Raw genomic sequence first — 22,871 nt, forward strand, 5'->3', positions numbered from 1 at the left:
ATCTAAATACAGCTAAAATGCAAGATAAGTGAAAGAGGTTATCTCTTTTTAAACGACGCTAACAAGTTTGCCATATGAAGCAAAAGGCTTGTATAATCCGATTTTATCGCCTCACGTCCGCCGTACAGCTCTTTTTCATAGAGTTCTGTTAATCGATAGAAGCTTCCATGGCATTGAGGATAATTATTTTCTAATCGTTCAGCGAAATGAATCAAGGCTTCATTTTCTGATCGAGGTACAAGCTGTTCTGCTTTTTTTAATAACTTCAGATAGGCGCCGGTAAATTGTTTTGGATAAACAGCAAGATAGATTCTGAAAGAAAGAACAAAAAAATACTTCCTCAAAAAATAACCTGTAATAAAAAGAATGATCAAGACGAGACCGACCAAGCTCTTCTTTAGTAGAGAGGGCGAGATGCCAGCATTTTTTTTATTTTTTTCTACTGCTGTAGCAGTTGTTGCGCTGTTTTCAGTAGTCCGATTTTCTTCATTACTACTTAAAGGTGTGGCGTCCGTTTCAACACTGCTAGATTCAACAGGAAGGGTTGAATTTTCTGTGAGTGTCGTTGAACGAACATTATTGGTAAATCCGGGAGTAGGTTCAAATGGGACCCAACCGTAGCCTTCAAAATAAACCTCCGGCCATGAATGCGCATCGCTGTTTCTGATCGTATAAACAGCTTTTTTTCCTGCAGTGTTTGTCGTCAATTCACCAGCACTAAACCCTTTTGCCCAGCGACTGGGAATATCGATCGAGCGAAGTAAAATAGTCATCGCACTGGAAAAATTATCGCAATAGCCGACTTTTGATTCAAAAAGAAAGGTATCCACATAATCCTTATCTTCTGGTGTATAGGAAGCATCCACTTTAGAGTAGCGATAACCGCCATTTGTTTTTAAGTAATCTTCGATTGCTTTCACTTTTCCATATAATGTTTCTTGATCTTCTGTTAAGGAAAGAGCCAATGTTTTTATTCGTTCCGGCAGCCTAACAGGCAGTTGTGTTGTTTGTAAATCCAGAGTATCGGAGAAAGCTGCTTGCTGTAAATGCTCGACTGAAAAATCTATTTCTTCCCAAGTTAAATGAATACTCGCTGGCTGCTCTGAGAGCACAAAACGATTTTTTTGTTCGATTTGCTCTGTTTGCCCGATTTCCTCGAAAGCGATTGAACTCTTGCCGTATGGGTAAGGGAGGTAGTCTTTGGCTGTATCGAACGATAAGGTGATCGTCTCAGGCTTATTGAAAGTACCTTGATACTCAGGATTTGAAGAGATGATCAATGGTTGTCCCGAGGGAGAAGGTGTTGTTTGGGCAAGATTGTTCCAGCCTTTACCCGTGTAATTATTTTTCGTCTCTACTCGCCAATAGTGCTTTGTCGATTGTTCTGCTGTAAAAAGTATTGTTCGATCATCAGACATTGGACCACCAAGCTGAGTATCATCATCGCTAAATCCCGTTGTTGAAGCAGCGTTCAATCCATATTGTTCGATCTTCTGATAAACTCCTTGCCGATTCAAAAAAGTTCGAATACCTGTTGTTTGCGTGAAAAGAATCGTTTTAGATTTTGGAAAAATGATCGGAAACGTATAAGCGCTGATAGCGGTCAGACCCAATAACAGACTACTCAGAAGGATAAAGGTTGTTCTTTTTTTTGATCGATCTTTAAAGGACTGCTTTGTGCTATAGTATAAAACGGCAGCGCTTGTTGTGATGATGACATGAATGCCTAAGTTTAATCGATTGAAAGCAGCCAGCATCAATAAATAGCCAGTCAATAGCAAATAACTTAGTACCCAGCGCTCATAATGAATGAGTAAAATCGCTAAAAGAACCAGCAAAAATAAAATCAATACCAATGCTACGATATCAGGTAAGTAATTGAATTCTCCTGACAACATTTTCAGATAGGTTTGATCAAAGCGTTCAAAAAAATGGAGTAACCATTTGAAACCGAACAGCTCGTCCAAAGGGAAATAACGATACAAGGTAAAGAAATAGCAAATAAAATACAAGGGTATTTTTATTAATAGCCTTTTGATGATCAAAGTAATCATACAAATCACTGCAATCATGCTGATCAGAAAAGGTGTCTGTGTTTGGTTTAGATGATAGACTTTCAAAAAAGGGAGCGCAGTTGTTGTAAGCATTAAAAAGCTTAAGAGCGCAAAAAGCCACTTTTCTTTGATTCTACTTTGCAATAAAATCGCCCCCTTTATTAATTGGAATGATCTGATCTTGCCAAATCAAGTGTAAGTTGTCACCCTCAAAAGTAACTAAAAAAGTTTCGTTAGTCCGATCCCAGTTTTTTAACTGCTGGTCTAAGCGAGTAGTTGATGTAGGACTAAAAACTACCAATTTTTTATTTTTAAAAGCAGGTAAATCAGGTTCTTCTGATAACGGCTCAATGGAGCTCATGAGATAAGCTTGTGGTGCTTCAGCAGGAGTATTTGCTAGAATTACTTGCTCAAAAGCTTGTTTATTGTTGAGTATCTGGATCAACGAATAATAGAGTGAAAGAATTTCTTCGAATTGCTGATGAGCGATGCCGTAAAATAAAAAGTAAGTGTCTACATCTAATTCATGTTCATATTCTTTGATGATCAGTTCGTTGCGCTTCCCCGTTTGCTTCCAGTCGATCGAATGCAGTGGATCACCTGTCTGATAAGGACGAAAATTTCGGATCATAAACGTTTGTGTACCAAAAGTCACAGCAAAATTAGGCTGGATCATGAGCAATTGCTCAGATAACTGTTCGGCGGCCTCTTTTTGAAACAACGGCTGAACGATCAAAGGCCCCGCTATATCGATGGTGATTTGTTTTGTGAAAAGCCCAAGCCAGTCAGAGCTGATCAAAATAAAAGACAATTGCTGATCAAAGCCTCTTTGCATAGGTGTCCAGCGAAAAGATAACTCCTTTTTTTGTCCAGAATAGAGATAGAATCGTTGTCGCTCAATGCGGCCTTTTAGAACCGGAAATAATTCTAGAAAGAAGAGTGGAACTAAGACTGGACGATAGCGAAAAAGTTCGCCTGTGATCGTGTTTTGTTCAGACATTGTAAAAACAGTCGTTCCTGTAAGACGAAGCTCGATTTTCTTTAAAGATGGAAGCAATGTTAGCAAATCAAACAAGAGTAAAAAAATCAAAAAGAAAAAAAGCCACCAACCCGTCGAATTATTGAAGGTCACTACATATAAAAAAATCGCAAATGAGAAAAGCAAAATGCTGATGATCTTTGTGAATTTCGTGAATCTGTTATGCTTCATTAGGATTTCCTAACTGGCACAGGAACACGACGGACAACTTGCATCAGTAATTCCTCCAAGTAATCCGCAGAAGGTGTCTGACCGCCTTTCAGCAGTATACGATGCCCAAATGTTGCTGGTAAAATTTGTTGTAGATCGTTAGGTGTAACATAGCTCCGTCCTTCTGTTAAAGCAAATGCTTTCGCCGCACGAATAAATGCCAATGCACCTCGCGGACTAACGCCAAGTGCGATCCCATCGTGGTTTCTGGTACTATGGACAAGCTGTAATGCGTATCGTGCGATTTGAGGATCGACATAAACGTCGTCGACTATTTTTTTTAATTGAGTGATATCAGCAGTATCCATGACTTGCTGAATCTGATCTAAATCATTTCCGGTGGGGTGCATCAATAACTTTAATTCGTCTGGAAATTCAGGATACCCCACATGGAGTTTAAATAAAAAACGATCTAATTGAGCTTCTGGTAATGGATAAGTTCCTTCGTATTCCAAAGGATTTTGTGTGGCCAACACAAAAAAATGCTCATCTAGAGTATGCGTATGATTATCGATCGTTACATGATTTTCAGACATCGCTTCTAATAGAGCGGCCTGTGTTTTCGGTGTAGTTCGATTGATTTCATCAGCCAATAAGACCGTAGTAAAAATAGGACCTTTATGAAACTCAAAGGTTTGAGACACTGTATTGTAAATAGAGACGCCTAAGATATCATTAGGCAATAGATCGGGTGTGAACTGGACTCTTTTAAAGTGTCCGTGAGTAGCTTTTGCCAACGTTTTGACCATCATTGTTTTGCCGACACCAGGAACGTCTTCTAGTAAAACATGACCGCCAGCTAAAAATGCTGTAACAGTCAATTGAAGAACATCTCGTTTGCCTAAGATGACTTTTTCCATTTCGTTGATCAGTAAGGTTATTTTTTTATGAGCGGATTCAAGCATGCCGTCTTTTTCCTCCTTTATTAAAAATCCATGAGGTATTCTTTGTAGTTATAATAGATTTCTTTTATTGTATAGTTAACGTTATGTCAGTTCAAGCCACCCTAAGAATTTCTTAAGAAAGCGTTTGTATCTTTTTTTGTGAGGGAAATGAGCAGATGTGTATAAATTCGGTGTGAATAGGTTCATACTGAAAGAGAACAGAATGGACTAAAGGGAGGAGACACAAGATGAAAGAGAATGATCTGATGAAAGCAGTGGGTTTTTTTGAGGGGCTTTCGATCGAGGCTGCGGATAGCTTTGTCGATAGTGAGATACCGATCCAGTCTCTTGAACCACATGATCTTCTAGTACAGGTTAAAGCAGTTTCTGTAAACCCAGTGGATACGAAATTACGGCAAAAGAGTAAAAAGACAGAGCAGCTAACTATATTAGGCTTCGATGCTATTGGAGAGGTTGTGGATATTGGTAGTGAAGTGACAGCATTTAAAGTTGGTGATCGAGTGTTTTATGCAGGCACGACGAAACGAGCAGGCAGCAATCAGGAATACCAACGTGTAGATGAGCGAATCGCAGCATCAGCACCAGCTTCATTGAGTGATGCCGCGGCTGCGGCTTTACCTTTGACTTCATTAACAGCCTATGAATTACTCTTTGAAAAATTTGGGCTGCTCCCAAAAGAAAATGGCAATCAAGGGAAAACGATTCTAGTGATCAATGGGGCAGGCGGTGTAGGATCGATTTTGACTCAGTTGGCAAAATGGTCTGGTATGACAGTCTATGCAACAGCAAGTCAGGCGAAATTTGATTGGTTAAAAGACCACGGAGTGGATCATCCTTTAAATTATCATGAGGATCTTAAAGTAGAGTTAAACAAGCTTGGAATCGAAACGATCGATTATGCAGCTGTCCTCTTTGATGTTAAGCCCTATTTTGAACTGTTGACAGAACTAATTACTCCATTTGGGCATCTCGGAACGATTGTTGAATTCGAAGGATCGGTAGATATCAAACAATTAAAAAATAAATCGATCAGCTTCGACTGGGAATACATGTTTGCAAAAACAGATAACGATTACCAGATTGAAAGTCAGGGAAAGATTCTAGCTAAGATCGCAGAGTTGATCGATCAAGGGAAGCTGACAACGACACTTTGGCAAAACTATGATACTGGGATCAACGCAGACAATCTAAGAAAAGCAACAGCTGAAGTGGAATCGGGGCATACTCAAGGAAAAATAGTGATCAGCGGAGCATTTAATGGGAATTAAAAGAAAATAAATGTAAGAGCACATAAAAAAGGAGAGCGTTTAATGAAGAAGCTCTATATTAAACAAAAAGTATTTAGTCTAGGCGGGCATTTTTCAGTAAAAGATGAGCATCAGGAAGATCGATATATGGTCGAAGGAAGTTTCCTTTCGATCCCTAAAGTGTTTACGATCAAGGATTTGAATAATCAGGTGATTGGCACGATTACCAAAAAGGTCTTTAGTTTCTTACCTAAATTTTTTATAGCAGTCGATGGAAAGGAAGAAATGGTGATTGAAAAGCAGCTGACGCTTTTCAAAGCAAAATATCGAATAGAGTCTGAAAGTTTGGCGATTCAAGGCGATTGGTGGGGGAAGCATTTTGAAATTTCACAAAATGGAGAGGTGGTCGCAGCGGTCAATGAAAAGTGGTTTACGTGGGGCGATACCTACGAAGTTGAAATTTATGAGCAGTCTCTTGAACATACGATTATTTTAGTTGTCATCGCAATCGATTTTGTTAAACAGGAAGAAGCAGCAAGTTCCAGCTCCTCCTGAAAAAAAGAAAAACACTGAAGGGAATCGTGATAAGAATCCCTTTCAGTGTTTTTGACTAAACAAACATTATTTTTCTTGTCGTACCTTTGTTAACATAGCTAGCGTACTAACAATAACCAGTAGCGTTAAACCTAACCATAACCAGCCAGAGTTGCTTTGTTCTCCTGTTGCCGGGAATTTTTTGCCAGTTATAGTATTGTTTAGGACGTTACTTGTTTTTTTGAATGTTACTGGATTCGTTCCCTCTTCATTTGACGATTTTGTTGGTGTTTTTTTAGTTGGACTGACGGGTTCCTTTGGCTCAGAAGGAGTCGTAGGAACAACGGGCTCAAGTTTGCCATCTTTTATTGTGTAAACATAAGTAACGACCTGATCTTCTTTAGTAAATAGCCCCGTTTCATTTCCTTTGACCTCTTTAAACACGTAGCCCTCAATTGCTATTTTTTCTGTAGAAAAGCTGTCGCCTACAGTTCCCGATAAGATAAAATCATCTTTTAGTGTCTGATTATCATTATCGACATAATGAACGATGACACGCCCAGTTTTTTCAATGATCGGATCAGGTATCTTTTTATAAATGAAAGTGACGACTTGTTCTTGATCAGAGAAAACACCTGATTTCTTCCCAATCGTATCGATCAACTCATATCCAGAAATTTCTTTGCTAGGAATATCAAAGGATTCACTAACTAAACCGTTCAAAGTTTCACTCGGCAACAATTCTTTTCCAGTGTCGTCTTGATAGTTGATAGTGACAGGCTTACCGTCTTCAACTACATTGAATTGGTGAAGATATGTTCCCGCAGAAATCGCATAAAAACTGTATCCATCTGGTTTTGCATAAGAGCCTGCAGGATTATTCAAACGAGCATTATATTCAAAACTATGAATCCCAGTAAATTCTTCTGTGCTTACCTCTGAAATCGTAATGCCCAGATCTGTAATTTGCAAACGAGATGCTGGTAGTTGCTCGCCGTTCAAATCAAAGTAAGTATTACTTGCAGAGTTTGATGTAGTAAATGGCGGAACAATACCATCGAAATTCGTCATTCGATTTGGCATCATTGAAAAAGGAATAAATAGTGTTTCATTTTCTGCATTATAATCTAATGTTGAACGACCGATCGTTGTCGGTGGATCATTTCTTCCTGTATTTTGACCGAAAGCAGCTAGGTCAGAAAGTACAGGGAAATCATTGATGACCGTAAAATCAGTGATACCACAAAACTGAACGGAAAGAGATGTTAAATTTGGTAGAGCTTTTAATGGTTCAATTGTTGTGATGGCCATATTTGAATCAAGATAAATTCGTTTTAAATTCGTCATTTGGGCGATTTTCGGTAAGACATCATTATCGATACTTGTACTTCCTAAAGAAAGGTTTGTAATACCTGGGCTATTACGCAAATCCGGAAAATTTGTGCTGTTTAAGCTAGTTGTTTGAAGTGTCACATAAGTTAATGCTGTCAATTGTTCTAGCGGACTAAAATCTGTGATCGCGTTATTAGTATTGATATAGATCGTTGCTAGATTAACAGCAGTTTCTAACCCAGAAAGACTACTGATTTGAGCAGAGCTTAAGGAAAGATAAGTCAATTTTTCCATATCTGTTTGTGTCAACTCACTGTCAGCTGGCAATCCCAGAGATTTTAGGATATCTTGTTTCAAAAATGGATCAGCAATCGTTATCGTGTCAGCACTAAATGCTGCCGCTTTAGGCATAAGTTCATCTGAAGAAATAGTTGACTCTACTGTGGAAGAGCTAGTTGTTTCCTCTGTAGCAGGTGTTGGCTCAACGGGTTCTTCAGTGCTTGAAGTTTCTGTAGAATCAATCGTGGTTTCACTAGTAGATTCGATCGTTTCTTCACTTTCCTGTGTTTGCATAGTTGTCTCTTGATCAGATTCAACGGTAAAATCTTCCGCAAAAACAACAGTCGGCGTTAGGAGAATCGGGGCTAGAAGTGAAAGTAGTAAAAAGCTGTGTATTACTTTTTGCTTATGTTTTGCTGATAAATTTGTTCTTTTCATATGTATTTCCTCCATGATTCATGATAAAGTGTGTGTGAACGGCAAAAATGCCATCAAATCATTTTATCATATTTATATAATTAAATTCATTTTTTATTTTAAAATTATATTATTTTTTTGTTTTAATGTAATTCAAGGTCGTTCTGATCCTTGTTTTATAAGTTTTTTAGGACATTAAAAAAAGATAAAATTATTGATTTAAAAAAATAAAATGGTGAGGATTTTTATTTAGAGTTTGTTATTTTTTTCAATAAGTATATTAGGAAAGAGGAGAACTATGTCACTAAAACAGAAGATTATTGCGGAAAGTCAGCGCTTAGGTATCGATAAAATCGGTTTTGCTTCTGCTGAGCCATTTTATGAGTTGGAAGATTCACTAAACGAACAGCGAGCTCTTGGATTTAATTCTGGCTTTGAGCATCAAGTAATAGAAGAACGAATCTACCCTGAGAAAACGTTCGAGAATCCTAAAACGATTATTTCAATTGCCTTAGCCTATCCCACAAAAATCAGCGGAAAGGTTCCTCGTGATGAGAAACGGGGGATGTTTGCCAGAGCTTCGTGGGGCATCGATTATCATGATGTATTGAAGGATCGTTTAGCTAAATTGATCGATTTTATTCAGTCTCAAGCTGAAGATCTGGAAGAAGCAGAAAATTGGCGTTTTGCTCCTCAGGTCGATACAGGGGAATTAGTTGATGTAGCTGTTGCACAAAGAGCCGGACTTGGTTTTATTGGGCGAAATGGATTATTGATCACAGAAGAATTTGGTTCTTTTGTTTATTTAGGCGAAATCGTGACGAATATTGATTTTGAAGTCGATGAGCCGGTCCCATTTGGTTGTGGTGATTGTACGCGCTGTGTCACAGCCTGTCCAACACAAGCTCTTTTAGGAAATGGCAGCATGAACGCTAAAAAATGTTTATCCTATCAGACCCAAACGAAGGATATGATGCCTGAAGAATATCGTAAGAAGATGCACAATGTCATTTACGGCTGTGATATTTGTCAGTTGGTTTGTCCTTATAATAGAGGGAAAGATTTCCATTTTCATGAAGAGATGGAGCCGGAAGTTGACATCGTTTATCCTAAGTTAAAACCTATGTTGAGTCTATCGAACAAAGAATTCAAAGAAACCTTTGGACACCTTTCTGGATCGTGGCGTGGGAAGAAGCCGCTACAGCGTAATGCATTGATCGCCTTAGCTAATTTAGGAGATCGTAGCGCTTTACCTGAAATTTTATTATGTGCAAAAGAAGATGTTCGGCCGATTATTCGAGGGACTGCTGCTTGGGCTATCGGAAAATTAGGGATTAAAGAAGCCGAAAAATGGCTGACCGCTCTACAGGAGTTGCTTGAAAAAGAGACAGACGATAGCGTCATCAGTGAAATAAACAAGGCAATCGAATACTTGAAGCGATAAACTGAACATAAGGAAGGAGAGTAAGATGAACTACCAAGAAACATATCAAGAGACACGAGCAAAATCCATTAGCAAAAAATTAACTCGTAGAAATTTCAATGTGTTGATTTGTCGTACTTTAACTGAGGCTAAAGAACAAGCGTTAAGCTTGATCGAAGGGGATAAAACAGTCGCTTTCGGAGGATCTCAAACCTTAGGACAAGTTGGGATCATCGATGCCCTTTACGAAAGAGAACAGCCAATCATCGATCGTGATTTAGCTGAAAATCTCGAAGAACGTCATCGATTGATGAAGCAGTCCCTTTTAGCGGACTATTATCTCACAAGCGTCAATGGAATCAGTGAAGATGGTGTATTAGTAAATATCGATAATATTGGTAATCGAGTGGCAGCATTGACTTATGGGCCTGACAAGGTGATTGCTTTTGTAGGGGTCAATAAGGTCTACGGCAGTTTAGAAACGACCATTGAAATGGTGAGAAAAAGAACAGCACCACTAAATTCATTTCGCTTAGAATTACAGACGACGCCTTGTGTCAAAACAGGAAATTGTGGAGATTGCTTAAAAGAAGAATGTATTTGTAATATCATTTCGTTGACTCGTCGTTCAGCACTCGCTGATCGTATTCATATTTTTTTGATTCTAGAAGAAGCAGGATTTTAAGAAAATAAAAGACTGGAATAAAAAGGCTAGCTCCAATGCATAAGAGCTAGCCTTTTATTCCAGTTTTTTTGAGTACTAAGTTTCTTGAAATTGGCTATTATATAAAGAAGCGTAAAGTGAAGGTTGTGCAAGTAATTCCATATGTGTTCCTTTCTCCACGATGTCGCCGTCTTTCATTACTAAGATCAAATCTGCATTTTCGATTGTGGACAAGCGATGTGCGATCACAAAACTAGTTCTATTGTTCGTTACTTCGTCCATCGCTTTTTGGATATGAGCTTCAGTTCGTGTATCTACACTGGAGGTTGCCTCATCTAAAATAACTACTGGCGGGTTCGCTAAAATGATTCTGGCAATCGTCAACAGTTGTTGCTGTCCTTGTGACAAAGAGCCATTTTCACTAGAAATAATTGAGTCGTATCCATTAGGCATAGTACGGATAAAATGATCACATTGAGCAATTTTAGCAGCTTCGATGATTTCTTCTCGAGCTGCATCCATTTTTCCATAGGCAATATTATCAGCGATGGTTCCTTCAAATAGCCAAGTATTTTGCAGAACCATCCCGAACATCCCACGTAAATTACTTCTTGAAAGGTCTGTGATATCCACACCATCAAATGTAATGCGGCCGCTATTCAACTCATAAAAACGCATCAGTAAATTCACTAAAGTTGTTTTGCCTGCCCCAGTCGGACCGACGATCGCGACCATTTGTTTTGGTTTGACAGCAAAATCAACTTGGTTCATCAAGATTTTTTCTTTCGTATAACCAAATTTTACCTGTTCAAAAGTGATCTTACCAAGAGGCTGCTCGATCCTTTTTGGCACTGGATTTTCGGGAACCTCTTCTTTTTCATCTAGAATCTCAAAGATTCGATCAACTGCGGCTAAGGCTGCCTGGATCGAATTGATCACATAAGAAGCGGTTGAAATTGGTTCGGATATTTGATTGATATACTGTAAGTAGGCTTGAAGCAAACCGATAGTGATCGTTCCTTGTAAGACTAAAAATGCTCCAAAAATCCCGCTGATGATGAAGGCCAGCTGGTTGATCAAGCGAATCGCAGGATAAATCGCAAAATTCATAAATTGAGCATTTAAAAACGCCTGATAGTGCTTTTGATTTGTCTCAAAAATGACCTGTTTAGCCTGATTTTGCTGGTTGAATGTTTTGGTCACTAAATTCCCTGATAAAAATTCTTCAGTTTTATTATTTAGGTTCCCTAGCTCCGCTTGACTTTTTTCCGCTAAAACTTTGTTTTTATTGGCAATTTTTCCGGTCAAGTAAGAACTGCCCGCAATCAGTACAACGACGATCAACGTCAATTTTACATCAATATAAAACAGCATGACTCCAGCAAAAACAATGGTTGAAATTGAGGTGAAAAACTGGTTGATCCCAGTCAGCAATACTTGTGAAAGCTGATTTAAGCTGGTCGTCGTTCTGCTTAAAATGTCACCAACCTGATGCTGATCAAAAAATGACATCGGTAAAGTCTTGAATTTCTTAGCGACTTCTTTTCTCACACGCAAGGTGATCTTTTCGCTTAAAGAAGCCATCACGCGTTCTTGGATAAAGGATGTGAGACTGCTGAAGAGCGAAAAGACGATCAAGATTAAAACAGGTACCAGCAATGCTTCTTTTACTTGAGCAAAGGTGATTTGACCGATTCCGTATGTGCTGATCAATTTGAGTAAATCATCGATTGCGATCCCCATGATGAAGGGCATCGCGATCACTAAAGCATTTCCGATCAAGCTGCAGATGATCAATCCAAAAAATATCGGGCGCTCTTTACTGATCAACTGAAAGAATCGTTTAAATGTTTGTTTATTTACTTTTTCCATAGTTTCCATAAAAAGGACTCCTTTCCTTTATAGTCCCTGTGAGTGGGCGAACTCTTGATAGGTTTGATTGTTTTTCAATAATTCTGTATGTGTTCCTTGACCAACGATTTTTCCTTCATCTAAAACGATGATCGTATCTGCCTGTTGGATCGTACTTAAGCGTTGCGCTACGATCAGTAATGTTTTATCTGACATTTCTTCTTTTAAGGCTTTTCTTAAGGCAGCATCCGTTTTGTAGTCCAGTGCTGAGAAGCTGTCGTCAAAAATATAAATATCAGCAGGTTTGATCAATGCCCGAGCAATGCACAAACGCTGCCGTTGTCCGCCGGAAAAGTTCGTCCCACCTTGAGCAACAAATGAATCATAGCCATCTTTTAGGCCTGAAACGTATTCGTAAAGTTGAGCTATTTTTGACGCATGATCCATTTCCTGAACGGTTGCATCAGGATATCCCATCGCTAAATTACTCTTGATCGTTCCGCTGAATAAGAAAGCCTTTTGAGGAACATAGCTGATTCTAGAGCGCAGTTCTTCTTGAGATAATGAGCGAATATCGATCCCATCGAATAAAATTTTTCCCTGCGTCACATCACTTAGCCTCAATAATAATTTAGCTACAGTACTTTTCCCAGAGCCGGTACCACCAACGATCGCCGTTGTTTTTCCTCTAGGGATAGTGAAATGGATATCTTCTAAAACAGGTTCATCTGCTTGCTCGTAGTTGAATGTCACATGTTCCACCTTGATCAGATCTGTACCTGTGTGTTCTTTTTCTTCGATGGTTTGTGGTTGCTTTGAATCACGAATCTCTTCTTTGGTGTTCAAAATTTCTTCAATTCTTTTGACAGATGCAAAAGAACGAGGCATCATGACTAAAACCATGGCAGCGATCATCAAGTAAGCAAGTGTTAATAAAGCATATTCGACGACAGCTGAGACCGTTCCGATTTGAAGTGTTCCAACTGCGACTAAATGTCCGCCGAACCAAAGGATCGAAGAAAAAACGACGCCCATCAATAAAAAGGCGATCGGCGTGATAAAAGAAAAAATCCGGTTGACTCGAATCATGCCCTCTGCATATTCTGAAAAACGTTTATTTGTCCGTTCTTCTTCATAGTCTTGATTATTGAACGCTCGAATCATGTTGATACCTGTAAAAAATTCCCGTAAAGTAACGATCACCTGATCCATCTTTGGCTGGATCGCTAGAGAAAGCGGAGTCCCTTTTTTCATCAATAAGTAGACGATCAAAGCGAATACTAAAATCGCAACTAAGGGCACAAGCGATAAAGTTTCTGAATAAGTGAATGTCATGTACAAAGAAAAGACAGCAATGATCGGTGCAGGTAAGATCAATTGTAAAAACAATACGATCATTTGCTGGATATTATCTATATCGTTTGTCATTCTTGTCAGTAAGGAGCCAGTTCCCACTTTGTCCGCATCTTTTATTGAAAAAGCCTGAACCTTATCAAAAAATAATGTTCGAATTTCAAAGCCGAACTTTGCTGCAACTTTAGCGGAAAGGTAACTCCCTAAAATAGCAGCCAATGCACCAAAAATAGCCATGACCAGCATTTGGATACCGATCGATTTGATGGTTTGTTCACTTCCACTGGCGATACCGACATCGATCAAACGAGCGACTAATAACGGTACACCTAATGTCCCGATGATTTGCAGACACAAGAAAAATACGGTCGCAGCAATCAATTTGACATTTTTCTTCATAAAAAATTGAATGATGTTCATTGTAATTTCCTCCTTTTCATCAATCCTAAACGATTCTACACCTTCAAGTTACTTGAATGTCAATGCTTTTTAGTTATAATTAAAAGAAAGAAGGTGAAGCAATGGATAAGGAAAAATTACTGACAGTTGGACAAGTCGCTGAAATCATGAAAATACCTAAATCAAAGATCCGTTATTGGGACGATATGAACCTTTTGACCTCCTCCAGAAATACAGAAAATGGGTATCGGATGTTTGATATGGAAGACTTATTGACGATCAGTGATATTGATTTTTACCGCAGATTAGATATCCCTATTAGCAAAATGACCAACCTTTATCGTAAATCGCCTGAGGAGTTATGGTCTATCTTGGATGAGACGCAACATCGAATAGCCTCTGAATTAGCTGAATTGGAGAAAAGGTATCAAGGAATCAAACGTAGAAAAAGTCAGTTAGTTCAATTGCTTGAATTAAAGGAAGAATTATTAAATGATGGCGAACTTGATGTAAAGCGGATCATTGCATTTGATTTAAAAGATCCAAATGAATTACAAACATATATCGAAAACCCTTCAAGCTTAGTTGTTTATATCGATCCACAACATGAAGCAGACATTATTTATGGTTTTGCTGCTGATGACGGTGAATTTATGGATGAACCGAAAATTTGGCAGAGCGAATCCAAACAAACAGAGACTTATAAACAGTTTTTATTGACCATCCGTTCTGAAGAGCCGACAGTCAATAATTTTTACCCGATCAAAGAAAAATTGATCGAACAAGGGTTTCAAACGGGCAGAGTGATCGGACGGTATATCATGACTGCAGAAGATGAAGAAGGTTTTTACACGGATCATTACAAAGCTTGGGTCGAAGTGATGTAAGTAGGCTAAGGCAGAAAAGTCGATAAAGAGAAGCCAAGGTGTTATGATGTAGCCAAATAAAAAAAGGGTGAAACGAAAATGGAAAAACTACAAACGATTCAAGAAGTAACCGCATTTATCAATGAAAACCATCTCGCATTTTTATACGTTTCACAAGATAATTGTTCGGTATGTCATGCACTTAGGCCTAAACTGAGTGAGCTTTTAAAGAACTATCCTGCAATTGAATTACGTGAAGTAGAAGCGGATAAAGTAAAGGAAATATCAGCTGAATATTTAGTTTTTTCAGCACCGGCGTTGCTCTTTTTTGTAGATGGCAAAGAATACTTGCGTGATGGCAGGTTTGTTCAGTTTAAAAAACTGGAAGCTGCATTAGAAAAAGTTTATTCATTTGAAGAGAGTTTACTTTAAGCGGAACCAACAAATAGAGTATTAGCGCTCAATTGATTTCAATAAACTGAGATCAAGAGGCGCTTTTTTTTATAAAAAAGGATAAAATGGAACAGAACATAGTTGAAAGAATGGAGAAACAGGGAATGAAAAAGACAATGGTTGCTCTAATCGCATGCATTTTAGTAATAGTAGGAGCAGTCATCTATTCAAATGCAGGACAAAAAGAGCAAGAAGAGACATTATACAACAAATCTGAAGTCGAATTTTGGGTGTTGAGTGATCCTCACTATTTAGATAAGAGCTTAACAGATTCTGGTTCAGCTTTTGAAAAAATCAAACAAACAGCTGCCGGTAAAGAGCTGGATTATCAAAAAGAAAGCTGGCAGGCATTTGTAGCAACTGCCATCCAGAAAAAGCCAGATATGATCATTATTACAGGGGATCTTACCTTAAATGGTGAAAAAATCAGCGCAGAAAAATTAGTCGATTTTCTAACGCAATTAAAAGCTGCAGGAATCGATGTGTATGTGATTCCGGGAAATCATGATATCAATGATGGCTGGGCTAGAAAATTTGTTGGAGAAAAGCAAGAAAGAACAAAATCGATCACAACGGCTGATTTTAAAGAAATCTTTGCCGATTTTGGCTATCAAAATGCGACAGATCATGATAAACAGTCACTTAGTTATTCTGTTGCGGTCAATCAAAATTATGATTTTCTTTTTCTAGATTCAAATATTTATCCAGAAGACACTGAACCGCAAACAAGACCAGCAACGGGTGGTACGATCAAAGGAACAACAATGGCATGGACTAAAGAACAATTGGAAAAATCAAAAAAAGCACAGAAAAAGACATTCGTTTTCATGCATCATAATATCTATGCTCATAATGAATTGCTGTCCAACGGTTTTGTGATCAACAATGCAGACGAATTTAAACAAGTATTAGCTGACTATCAGGTTCCTGTTGTGTTTTCAGGTCATATTCACGCACAAGATATCATGACAAAGACAATCAACGATCATGAATTAACAGAAATCGCCTCAAGTTCATTTTCGATCACCCCTCAAGGATATGGTGTTGTGAAGCTAAAGGGAGATCATTTAGACTATCAAAAAGCCAGCAATGATGTAGATGCTTGGGCAAAAGAAACGAAAAATAAGATCCCAGAAGTTCAGAATTACTCAGCGTATCTTGAAACGCTTTTTATGGAAGATGGTAAAAAATTGGGCTATAGTCAATTATTGAATGCCGGATTGACCGATGATCAAGAACTTGATACGGCCGCAGAATTTATTGGGCGTATGAATGTCCGCTTTTTCTCGGGCAATGATTTTTGTACAGATGAAGAAGCAGCAAAAATCAAAGAGGAACCAGGCTACCAAATCATCGAAAAGCACAGTATATTTCTAAAAGAATATATTGATTCGATCATACAAGATAAAAATCAAGAGGATAACCATTACACGAATACTAAATGAATCTATTATGAGAAGCTGAGATAAAAGTGTCTATTTCCTAATGGACAGCTTTTTTGTCCTCGTTTATTCAGGTTTAGAGTGCAAAAAAAAGCTGATTTTTAGCTTTATTTGCACTCTTTTAAGTATAGAAAATTAAAAAAGTCATGATAGCCTTTCCTTATCATACCTCGAGATTAACTATTATCAGTTTCTCCATTTTTGTACTATCATAGTAAGATAAAGCGTAAAAAGTAAGTGAACAAGAAAGGGAGCGGGAAAAATGCAATTAGTATCAGGAGAAAAAGGGTTTGAGCTAGTACATGAAAGTGGTAACTGGTTGATGAAAAAAGATCTTGGTTTTTCACCAGTTGAAATGTTGGTCGCATCGATCGGTGGATGCGGTGCGTATGTCTACGAAAAAATTTTAACAAACTCTACCATAGATTTTACGATCAAGTCAGTAGATATTTCCTATGAACGTGCGAAAGATAAACCTGCTAAGCCATTGAGCCAAGTAACGATCCTCTTCACGATCCAAGTACCAGAAGAAGCACAAGGAAAAGCTGAACGTGCGTTAAAATTAATTGGGAAAAACTGTCCTGTGATGCAGTCTCTAGATCCAGCAATCGAAGTTATAGAGAAAGTTCAATTCATTTAATCAAATAAACTTTTTTGAGAAAGAGAAAGTAGGAAGCAAATGAAAAAGTTTTTTATTATCAGTTCGATCATCACAGGAATCTTTTTGACAGGCTGCTCAGCGACCGATCAATCAGCAAATAATGAAAAAGAGAAAACGATCGTTCGTTTTACTGAACCAGCTGAGCTTTTGACTCTTGATACGACACAAGAAGAAGATTTCACTAGCTTCAATGCACAGAATCAGGTATTGGAAGGGCTGTATCAATTAAATGATAAAGATGAAGTGATTCCAGCAGTTGCTGAAAAGCTTCCAGAAATCAGTGAAGACAAACAAACCTATACGATCAAATTAAGAAAAGATGCGAAATGGTCAAATGGCGAGACAGTAACATCACAAGATTTTTTATATGCATGGAGACGCGCAGTGACACCCGAAACGGCACCATCCTATGCCAGTTTGTTTGTTTCAACGATCAAAAATGCTGATGACATTTATCAAGGGAAAGTAAAACCCGAAGAATTAGGTGTAGAAGCGCTAGATGACTATACATTAGTTATTCATCTGATCAAGCCGATACCATACTTTACTTCATTATTGACCTTTGAAACATTTTTCCCGATCAATCAAGTCTTTGCTGAAAAACAAGGGAGTAATTATGGAACATCTAGTCAAACGACATTATATAATGGACCATTTACTTTAGAAGGCTGGGAGCAAAATTCTGATACATGGCAGTACGTCAAAAATCCAGAGTACTGGGATAAAAAGAATGTTCAAGTCGATGAAATCCAGACAACAGTAGTAAAGTCAACCAGTACAGCAGTCAATTTATATCAAACAGATGAACTGGATCGTGTAGTTTTAGATGGGGAGTTTTCAAAGCAATATAAGAATGATCCTGACTTCCAGAATCAAAATGATACAAAAATGGGCTACCTTCGTTTTAATCAAGGAAAAGACAAGCCGCTTAACAATGCTCAGTTGAGAAAAGCCATCTCATTAGCGATCGATCGTAAAACATTTGTTGAGAATGTTTTAGGAGACGGCTCGATCGCAGCAACTGGATTTGTTCCGCAAAATTTTGTCCAAAATCCTACAACAGGTGAAGATTTCCGTGAAGAAAGCGGCATACAGCAAACATTTGATAAAGAAGCGGCACGGGAGGCGCTTGATCTTGCTAAAAAAGAGTTGAACCAGTCAGAATTTACGCTAGTTTATTTAGCGAAAGATACTGATATTGAGAAAAAAACGGCAGAATATTTAGCAGGCCAGGTCGCTGAAGTTTTACCTGAAGTCAAATTTGAAATTGCGACTTTGCCAAGCAATAATTTGCAGGAGCGCTATTTATCTGGTGATTATGATATCGCCTTTGGCCAGTGGATGCCAGATTTTAAAGATGCGATCACTTTTTTAGATATGTTTACATCAACGTCCGGTCTAAATCATGTGAATTATAAGAGTTCAGAATATGATCGATTGATTGAAGCCGCGGTAGCGACCGATGCTGCAGATGAGGAAAAGAGATGGTCTGATTTGTTAGAAGCGGAGCATGTCTTATTAGGAAAAGATTACGTCGTTGCACCAATTTATCAGCAGCAAACAGCTTTGTTACAAAAGAAAACGATCAGTGGTGTTGTAAAACATAGCTTTGGATCACCCTATAGTTTTAAATATATCCGCGTCAATAAAGCAGAATAATATACTAGAAAAAATATAGGAGAAAGCATGAAACATGTTTTCTCCTATTTTTTTATTTTTCTCTTGACATATGATTGATCGTTCATGTATTATATGTATATGATATATGAACGATTATTCATATGAAAAACTAAAGTGAATTTTTTCAGAAAATAATCAATTAAGGAGGCTGGTTACAATGGAAACAACTCATACACAAAAATGCTCAGGAGAACAAGGACACACACATGATCATGGACATGATCATAGCCATGGAAAATCACCCGTCATTTTATTCTTTACAGGTTTGGCATTATTCATCGTTGCTCTTTTTATAAATGAAGGTTCTTTGATCCAAAATATTCTTTTTATCAGTGCTACATTCCTATCTGGATACCACATTATTTTGGAAGGAATCGTTGAGACGATAGAACAGTCTAAAGCAAAAAGAAAATTTGCGCCGAATGTCCACATCTTGATGACTTTAGCAGCTTTTGGTGCAATAATCATCGGAAGTTATGAAGAAGCAGCACTGTTGATTTTGATTTTTGCAGCTGCTCATTTTCTTGAAGAATATGCTGAAGGACGTAGTAAAAGAGAGATCACTAATTTATTAAAAATGAATCCAACAGAAGCTCGCTTGATCCAAGCTGATGGCAGTGTCAAAACAGTGGACGTTTCCCAATTAAAAATCGGTGACAAGCTTCAAGTCTTGAATGGCGATCAAATCCCAACAGATGGCCGTATTTTAACTGGAGCTACCTCCATCGATGAATCATCGATCAATGGAGAAAGTATCCCTAGAGAAAAATCAGTCGGAGATGAAGTGTTCGGCAGCACGATCAATGGTAATGGAACTTTTACGATGGAAGTCACAAAAGACAGCAGTGACACAGTCTTTGCTAAAATCGTTCAATTAGTGAATCAATCTCAATCAAACCTATCTAAAACAGCAACAAAGATCCAGCAGCTGGAACCGTATTATGTGACGATCGTATTGATTTTAGTGCCACTTTTTATTGCAGCAGGACCATTTATTTTCAATTGGTCATGGAATGATAGCTTTTATCGCGGTATGGTTTTTCTAATTTCTGCTTCTCCATGTGCTTTGGCAGCAAGTGCAGTACCTGCAACTTTGTCAGGAATCTCAAACTTAGCTAAAAGAGGCGTTTTATTTAAAGGCGGTTCATACCTAGCTAACCTTGCAACGATCAAATCTGTCGCATTCGATAAAACTGGAACATTGACACAAGGAAAACCTGTTGTGACTGATTTCTACTTTTTAACTGAAACAAATGAACAAGACTATATCGATATCATCATTGCCATGGAAAAAACAGCCAATCATCCTTTAGCCAATGCAATACTAGCTAGATTTACTCCTGCTGAAAAAGTAGAGTTACAAGTTGAAAATGAACTTGGAAAAGGCTTAATTACTGTCTTTGACGGAGCAACTTATCAGCTTGGAAAGCCCGAGATCTTTGTGAATACGAACAAACAAATCACGGAACACAATGAACAATATGCAAAAGAAGGAAAAACGGTTGTCTATTTTGCGAAAAATCAAGAAGTCATCGGTTTGATTGCGATGATGGATGTCCCAAATGAACATGCTAAGCCAGTCATCAGTTATTTGAAAGCACAAGGCATCCATACCACAATGATTACAGGTGATGCAGAGTTGACAGGACAAGCAGTTGGGCGCCAAATCGGGATCAACGAAGTTGTGGGAAATGTCTTACCTGAAAATAAAGCAGCGATCGTTCAAGAGCAACAAGCACGCTACGGCAGTGTTGCGATGCTTGGAGATGGTGTGAATGATGCCCCTGCTTTAGTGACAGCAGATATTGGTGTTGCAATGGGAGATGGAACGGATATTGCAATCGATGTTGCTGATGCTGTATTGATGCAAAATGACTTAACAAAATTTAGTTATGCTCATGCCACAGCTAAACGCTTAGATCGTGTCGTTTGGCAGAATATTATCTTTTCTATGTTCATCGTCATTTTGTTGATCACATTGAATATACTTGGAAAAATGGATATCACGATCGGAGTGATCGCCCATGAAGGGAGCACGTTACTAGTAATACTGAATGGGTTACGTTTATTGATCCCGACAAAAATATAAAAGTTTTAGCTAAAAATTGAAATAGAAGTGTTTATCCATTTATAAAGAGACTGAATTGTAACTTTTTAAGTTATAATTCAGTCTTATTTTTTTGATGCCCTAATAACAAAATCGAGAAAAGCAAGATATGAGATAGAAAAGAGAAAGGTAGCTACAATAGAAGGTGATGGAAATAAATTAAGGATAGGGGTACTTTTTTATGGAACGGAATTTGATCAGTGTGTTAGAAGAAAATACAGAATTGAAATTGAAGTTGCTCGCTATCATGAGAGATGAAAATACGTGGATGATCGGTGATGAGTTGGCAGAAAAATTAGAGGTGCCTACCAAACGTGTTCATACACTTATAAGTAGTCTCTTGCAAGATCTAATAGATTTTAATTCAGATGCCATCCAACTTACGACGTTGAAAGGAAGGGGGAGTTATTTACAAATAGATGATCCGGAGCAATATGTGAAGCTTCGCCAATCCATTATAGAAAATTCTATTATTTTTCAAATTATTTTAGCGATCGCCATTAATAAAGAAGTGACCTTAGGCCAATTGTCTATGAATAATTTTGTGAGCGAATCTTCTATTAGGAACCGAATCAAAGCTGCAAATGAGTTAACAAAGTCAATCGGGGTAAAAATTGTAAGTCGTAAAAATCATTACCAATTCCAAGGAGAGGAAGCACAAATAAGGGTGATGCTCAATACAATCTTTTGGCGTCTTTATAGAGGAGCAGAATGGCCTTTTAGAAATGTGAATCAAAAGCATTTGTTTAAACTATTGGCAAATCTTAGCGATGCCATTGATTTACCGATAAAATCGCTTACGCTATATCAAGTGGGCTACCTGTTTGCGATCAATTATAGCCGAGCACGTCAAGGACACGAGATAACAATAAAGAAAAACTGGCAGCCTTATCTATTTTTATGTGAACAAGTTGATCAAGTGACAAATATTTATCAGCTATTTTTAGATAATTATGGTTTATCTAAATCAGAAACTGATTTCTTTTTGCTTGAAGTACTTTCTAGAAGTAAAATCTATACGCACTCAGATAAACGAAAAATACTTAACCTGGTTAATTTAAGAAACACTCCAGCTTATACTGCTTGTGAACAATTATTGAAAAAATATGAAGAAAAATTTGGCATGTTATCAAAGACAGAAGAACAGCTTTTTTTTGAATATACGTATCCTTGTCATATATATGCTGAATTGTTTTCAAATATTGTTTATGCTAGTTCAGGTTATCGAATGTACCGACAGACTGGGTATTATTTTCCGATTCTAAAAAGCAAAATGAAAGAGATTCTATTTGAATTATATGAAAAGACAGAATTAAAATTATTTTTGAATGAACAATATCTAATGGATAAATACATTCTGATTTTCTCGTTCTTCAAGCCGGCTGTATGCTTTGAAAAAGAATTTATTATTTATGTAGAAACAGATTTATCAGAAATGATGGAACAAAAGTTGATTAACCAAATTGAAGCTAATTTCAAAACGTTTTTCAATATAAAAATCTATACAACATTGAATAAATTGAAAAAAGACCGAAAAAAGTTCGATATCATTATTTCAACAAGCGTTTCTCCAACCTTCAGAGTTTTTACAGATCAAGCGCAGTATTTTTTGGTCCATCCGATATTAACGAGAAGAGATATTCGGATGATATCGGATTACTTGCATATGTCTCTGACGGATAAAATGAATGATTAGACTTCAACTGAAAAGAGTGGCTTGATAGATAACGAATGTAATTATTTTTTAATTATGGTTTTCTTTTAAAAAAAAGAGATTAATCCTAGCTAGAAGAATAGTTTTTATCATTTTTTTATCAAAAATGTTTAAAAAAGGGGGATGATATCTCCTTTTTTTAATCCCAAATTATTTTAATGATAGTATAAGATAATGATAGTAAAAGAAAAACACTTCTCGTTCTATGGAGGAACGGGAAATGTTATTGGTAAAAATTAAA

General features: G+C 37.6%; 17 protein-coding genes. 11 read left to right on the top strand and 6 right to left on the bottom strand.

Annotation, left to right across the window (positions count from 1 at the left end):
* Positions 1-38: 38 nt before the first annotated feature.
* The 3 genes from H3T55_RS04090 to H3T55_RS04100 are packed head-to-tail and all read right to left on the bottom strand — an operon-like array spanning position 39 to position 4,208.
* Entirely contained in the window at positions 39-2,198 is a 2,160-nt protein-coding gene (locus H3T55_RS04090; protein WP_225533457.1) for a DUF4129 domain-containing transglutaminase family protein, read from the bottom strand.
* The gene (locus H3T55_RS04095; protein ID WP_225533458.1) at positions 2,188-3,264 is read right to left on the bottom strand and encodes a DUF58 domain-containing protein; all 1,077 of its coding nucleotides are present in this window, start codon (positions 3,262-3,264) and stop codon (positions 2,188-2,190) included. Before H3T55_RS04095 ends, H3T55_RS04090 begins: the two co-directional genes overlap by 11 nt.
* Entirely contained in the window at positions 3,264-4,208 is a 945-nt protein-coding gene (locus tag H3T55_RS04100) for an AAA family ATPase (protein WP_225533459.1), read from the bottom strand. Before H3T55_RS04100 ends, H3T55_RS04095 begins: the two co-directional genes overlap by 1 nt.
* Positions 4,209-4,435: 227 nt before the next feature.
* On the opposite strand from H3T55_RS04100, the gene H3T55_RS04105 reads away from it, so the two are divergent.
* Both H3T55_RS04105 and H3T55_RS04110 read left to right on the top strand, forming a co-directional pair.
* Positions 4,436-5,476, top strand: coding sequence for a zinc-binding alcohol dehydrogenase family protein (locus H3T55_RS04105; RefSeq protein WP_225533460.1), 1,041 nt, complete (start codon positions 4,436-4,438; stop codon positions 5,474-5,476).
* A gap of 42 nt (positions 5,477-5,518) precedes the next feature.
* Positions 5,519-6,010, top strand: coding sequence for an LURP-one-related/scramblase family protein (locus H3T55_RS04110; RefSeq protein ID WP_087640773.1), 492 nt, complete (start codon positions 5,519-5,521; stop codon positions 6,008-6,010).
* 66 nt (positions 6,011-6,076) lie between these two features.
* Here the strand turns inward: H3T55_RS04110 and H3T55_RS04115 are convergent, their stop codons facing one another.
* On the bottom strand, positions 6,077-8,038 hold the full coding sequence (locus H3T55_RS04115) for a MucBP domain-containing protein (RefSeq protein ID WP_225533461.1): 1,962 nt from the start codon (positions 8,036-8,038) through the stop codon (positions 6,077-6,079).
* Positions 8,039-8,315: 277 nt separating this feature from the next.
* Here H3T55_RS04115 and queG point away from each other — a divergent pair, with 277 nt between their 5' ends.
* A complete protein-coding gene (queG, locus tag H3T55_RS04120) occupies positions 8,316-9,461 on the top strand; it encodes a tRNA epoxyqueuosine(34) reductase QueG (protein WP_225533462.1) in 1,146 nt (381 codons plus the stop codon).
* A 25-nt stretch (positions 9,462-9,486) separates the two neighbouring features.
* Positions 9,487-10,125, top strand: a complete 639-nt coding sequence (locus tag H3T55_RS04125) for a lactate utilization protein (RefSeq protein ID WP_225533463.1) — start codon at positions 9,487-9,489, stop codon at positions 10,123-10,125.
* Between the two features lie 75 nt (positions 10,126-10,200).
* Here the strand turns inward: H3T55_RS04125 and H3T55_RS04130 are convergent, their stop codons facing one another.
* Complete coding sequence (locus tag H3T55_RS04130) at positions 10,201-11,976, bottom strand: ABC transporter ATP-binding protein (RefSeq protein ID WP_412523561.1); 1,776 nt, start codon at positions 11,974-11,976, stop codon at positions 10,201-10,203.
* A 27-nt stretch (positions 11,977-12,003) separates the two neighbouring features.
* Positions 12,004-13,728 (bottom strand): ABC transporter ATP-binding protein, encoded by a 1,725-nt coding sequence (locus tag H3T55_RS04135; RefSeq protein WP_225533465.1) that lies wholly within the window; start codon positions 13,726-13,728, stop codon positions 12,004-12,006.
* 101 nt (positions 13,729-13,829) lie between these two features.
* On the opposite strand from H3T55_RS04135, the gene H3T55_RS04140 reads away from it, so the two are divergent.
* The 7 genes from H3T55_RS04140 (at position 13,830) to H3T55_RS04170 (ending at position 22,612) form a co-directional block, all read left to right on the top strand.
* On the top strand, positions 13,830-14,594 hold the full coding sequence (locus tag H3T55_RS04140; protein ID WP_225533466.1) for a MerR family transcriptional regulator: 765 nt from the start codon (positions 13,830-13,832) through the stop codon (positions 14,592-14,594).
* A gap of 78 nt (positions 14,595-14,672) precedes the next feature.
* Positions 14,673-15,005, top strand: a complete 333-nt coding sequence (locus H3T55_RS04145) for a thioredoxin family protein (RefSeq protein WP_225533467.1) — start codon at positions 14,673-14,675, stop codon at positions 15,003-15,005.
* A gap of 125 nt (positions 15,006-15,130) precedes the next feature.
* On the top strand, positions 15,131-16,471 hold the full coding sequence (locus tag H3T55_RS04150) for a metallophosphoesterase (protein ID WP_225533468.1): 1,341 nt from the start codon (positions 15,131-15,133) through the stop codon (positions 16,469-16,471).
* Between the two features lie 259 nt (positions 16,472-16,730).
* On the top strand, positions 16,731-17,108 hold the full coding sequence (locus tag H3T55_RS04155; protein WP_225533469.1) for an OsmC family protein: 378 nt from the start codon (positions 16,731-16,733) through the stop codon (positions 17,106-17,108).
* A 39-nt stretch (positions 17,109-17,147) separates the two neighbouring features.
* Positions 17,148-18,788 (top strand): peptide ABC transporter substrate-binding protein, encoded by a 1,641-nt coding sequence (locus H3T55_RS04160; RefSeq protein WP_225533470.1) that lies wholly within the window; start codon positions 17,148-17,150, stop codon positions 18,786-18,788.
* Positions 18,789-18,966: 178 nt separating this feature from the next.
* Positions 18,967-20,898, top strand: a complete 1,932-nt coding sequence (locus H3T55_RS04165; RefSeq protein WP_225533471.1) for a heavy metal translocating P-type ATPase — start codon at positions 18,967-18,969, stop codon at positions 20,896-20,898.
* Positions 20,899-21,097: 199 nt separating this feature from the next.
* Positions 21,098-22,612 carry a helix-turn-helix domain-containing protein gene (locus H3T55_RS04170; RefSeq protein ID WP_225533472.1) on the top strand — a complete coding sequence of 505 codons (1,515 nt, stop codon included), beginning with the start codon at positions 21,098-21,100 and terminating at the stop codon, positions 22,610-22,612.
* Positions 22,613-22,871 lie beyond the last annotated feature (259 nt).

Source organism: Enterococcus sp. S22(2020) (genome assembly GCF_020295385.1).
In the GTDB taxonomy this organism is placed as follows: domain Bacteria; phylum Bacillota; class Bacilli; order Lactobacillales; family Enterococcaceae; genus Enterococcus_L; species Enterococcus_L dunnyi.

Excerpts from the sequence above, each read along its gene's own strand:
- H3T55_RS04125 (WP_225533463.1), top strand. The coding sequence starts at position 9,487 with ATGAACTACCAAGAAACATATCAAGAGACACGAGCAAAATCCATTAGC.
- H3T55_RS04160 (WP_225533470.1), top strand. The coding sequence starts at position 17,148 with ATGAAAAAGTTTTTTATTATCAGTTCGATCATCACAGGAATCTTTTTG.
- H3T55_RS04150 (WP_225533468.1), top strand. The coding sequence starts at position 15,131 with ATGAAAAAGACAATGGTTGCTCTAATCGCATGCATTTTAGTAATAGTA.
- H3T55_RS04135 (WP_225533465.1), bottom strand. The coding sequence starts at position 13,728 with ATGAACATCATTCAATTTTTTATGAAGAAAAATGTCAAATTGATTGCT.
- H3T55_RS04145 (WP_225533467.1), top strand. The coding sequence starts at position 14,673 with ATGGAAAAACTACAAACGATTCAAGAAGTAACCGCATTTATCAATGAA.
- H3T55_RS04170 (WP_225533472.1), top strand. The coding sequence starts at position 21,098 with ATGGAACGGAATTTGATCAGTGTGTTAGAAGAAAATACAGAATTGAAA.
- H3T55_RS04115 (WP_225533461.1), bottom strand. The coding sequence starts at position 8,038 with ATGAAAAGAACAAATTTATCAGCAAAACATAAGCAAAAAGTAATACAC.
- H3T55_RS04155 (WP_225533469.1), top strand. The coding sequence starts at position 16,731 with ATGCAATTAGTATCAGGAGAAAAAGGGTTTGAGCTAGTACATGAAAGT.
- H3T55_RS04095 (WP_225533458.1), bottom strand. The coding sequence starts at position 3,264 with ATGAAGCATAACAGATTCACGAAATTCACAAAGATCATCAGCATTTTG.
- queG (WP_225533462.1), top strand. The coding sequence starts at position 8,316 with ATGTCACTAAAACAGAAGATTATTGCGGAAAGTCAGCGCTTAGGTATC.
- H3T55_RS04130 (WP_412523561.1), bottom strand. The coding sequence starts at position 11,976 with ATGGAAAAAGTAAATAAACAAACATTTAAACGATTCTTTCAGTTGATC.
- H3T55_RS04100 (WP_225533459.1), bottom strand. The coding sequence starts at position 4,208 with ATGCTTGAATCCGCTCATAAAAAAATAACCTTACTGATCAACGAAATG.
- H3T55_RS04105 (WP_225533460.1), top strand. The coding sequence starts at position 4,436 with ATGAAAGAGAATGATCTGATGAAAGCAGTGGGTTTTTTTGAGGGGCTT.
- H3T55_RS04140 (WP_225533466.1), top strand. The coding sequence starts at position 13,830 with ATGGATAAGGAAAAATTACTGACAGTTGGACAAGTCGCTGAAATCATG.
- H3T55_RS04165 (WP_225533471.1), top strand. The coding sequence starts at position 18,967 with ATGGAAACAACTCATACACAAAAATGCTCAGGAGAACAAGGACACACA.
- H3T55_RS04110 (WP_087640773.1), top strand. The coding sequence starts at position 5,519 with ATGAAGAAGCTCTATATTAAACAAAAAGTATTTAGTCTAGGCGGGCAT.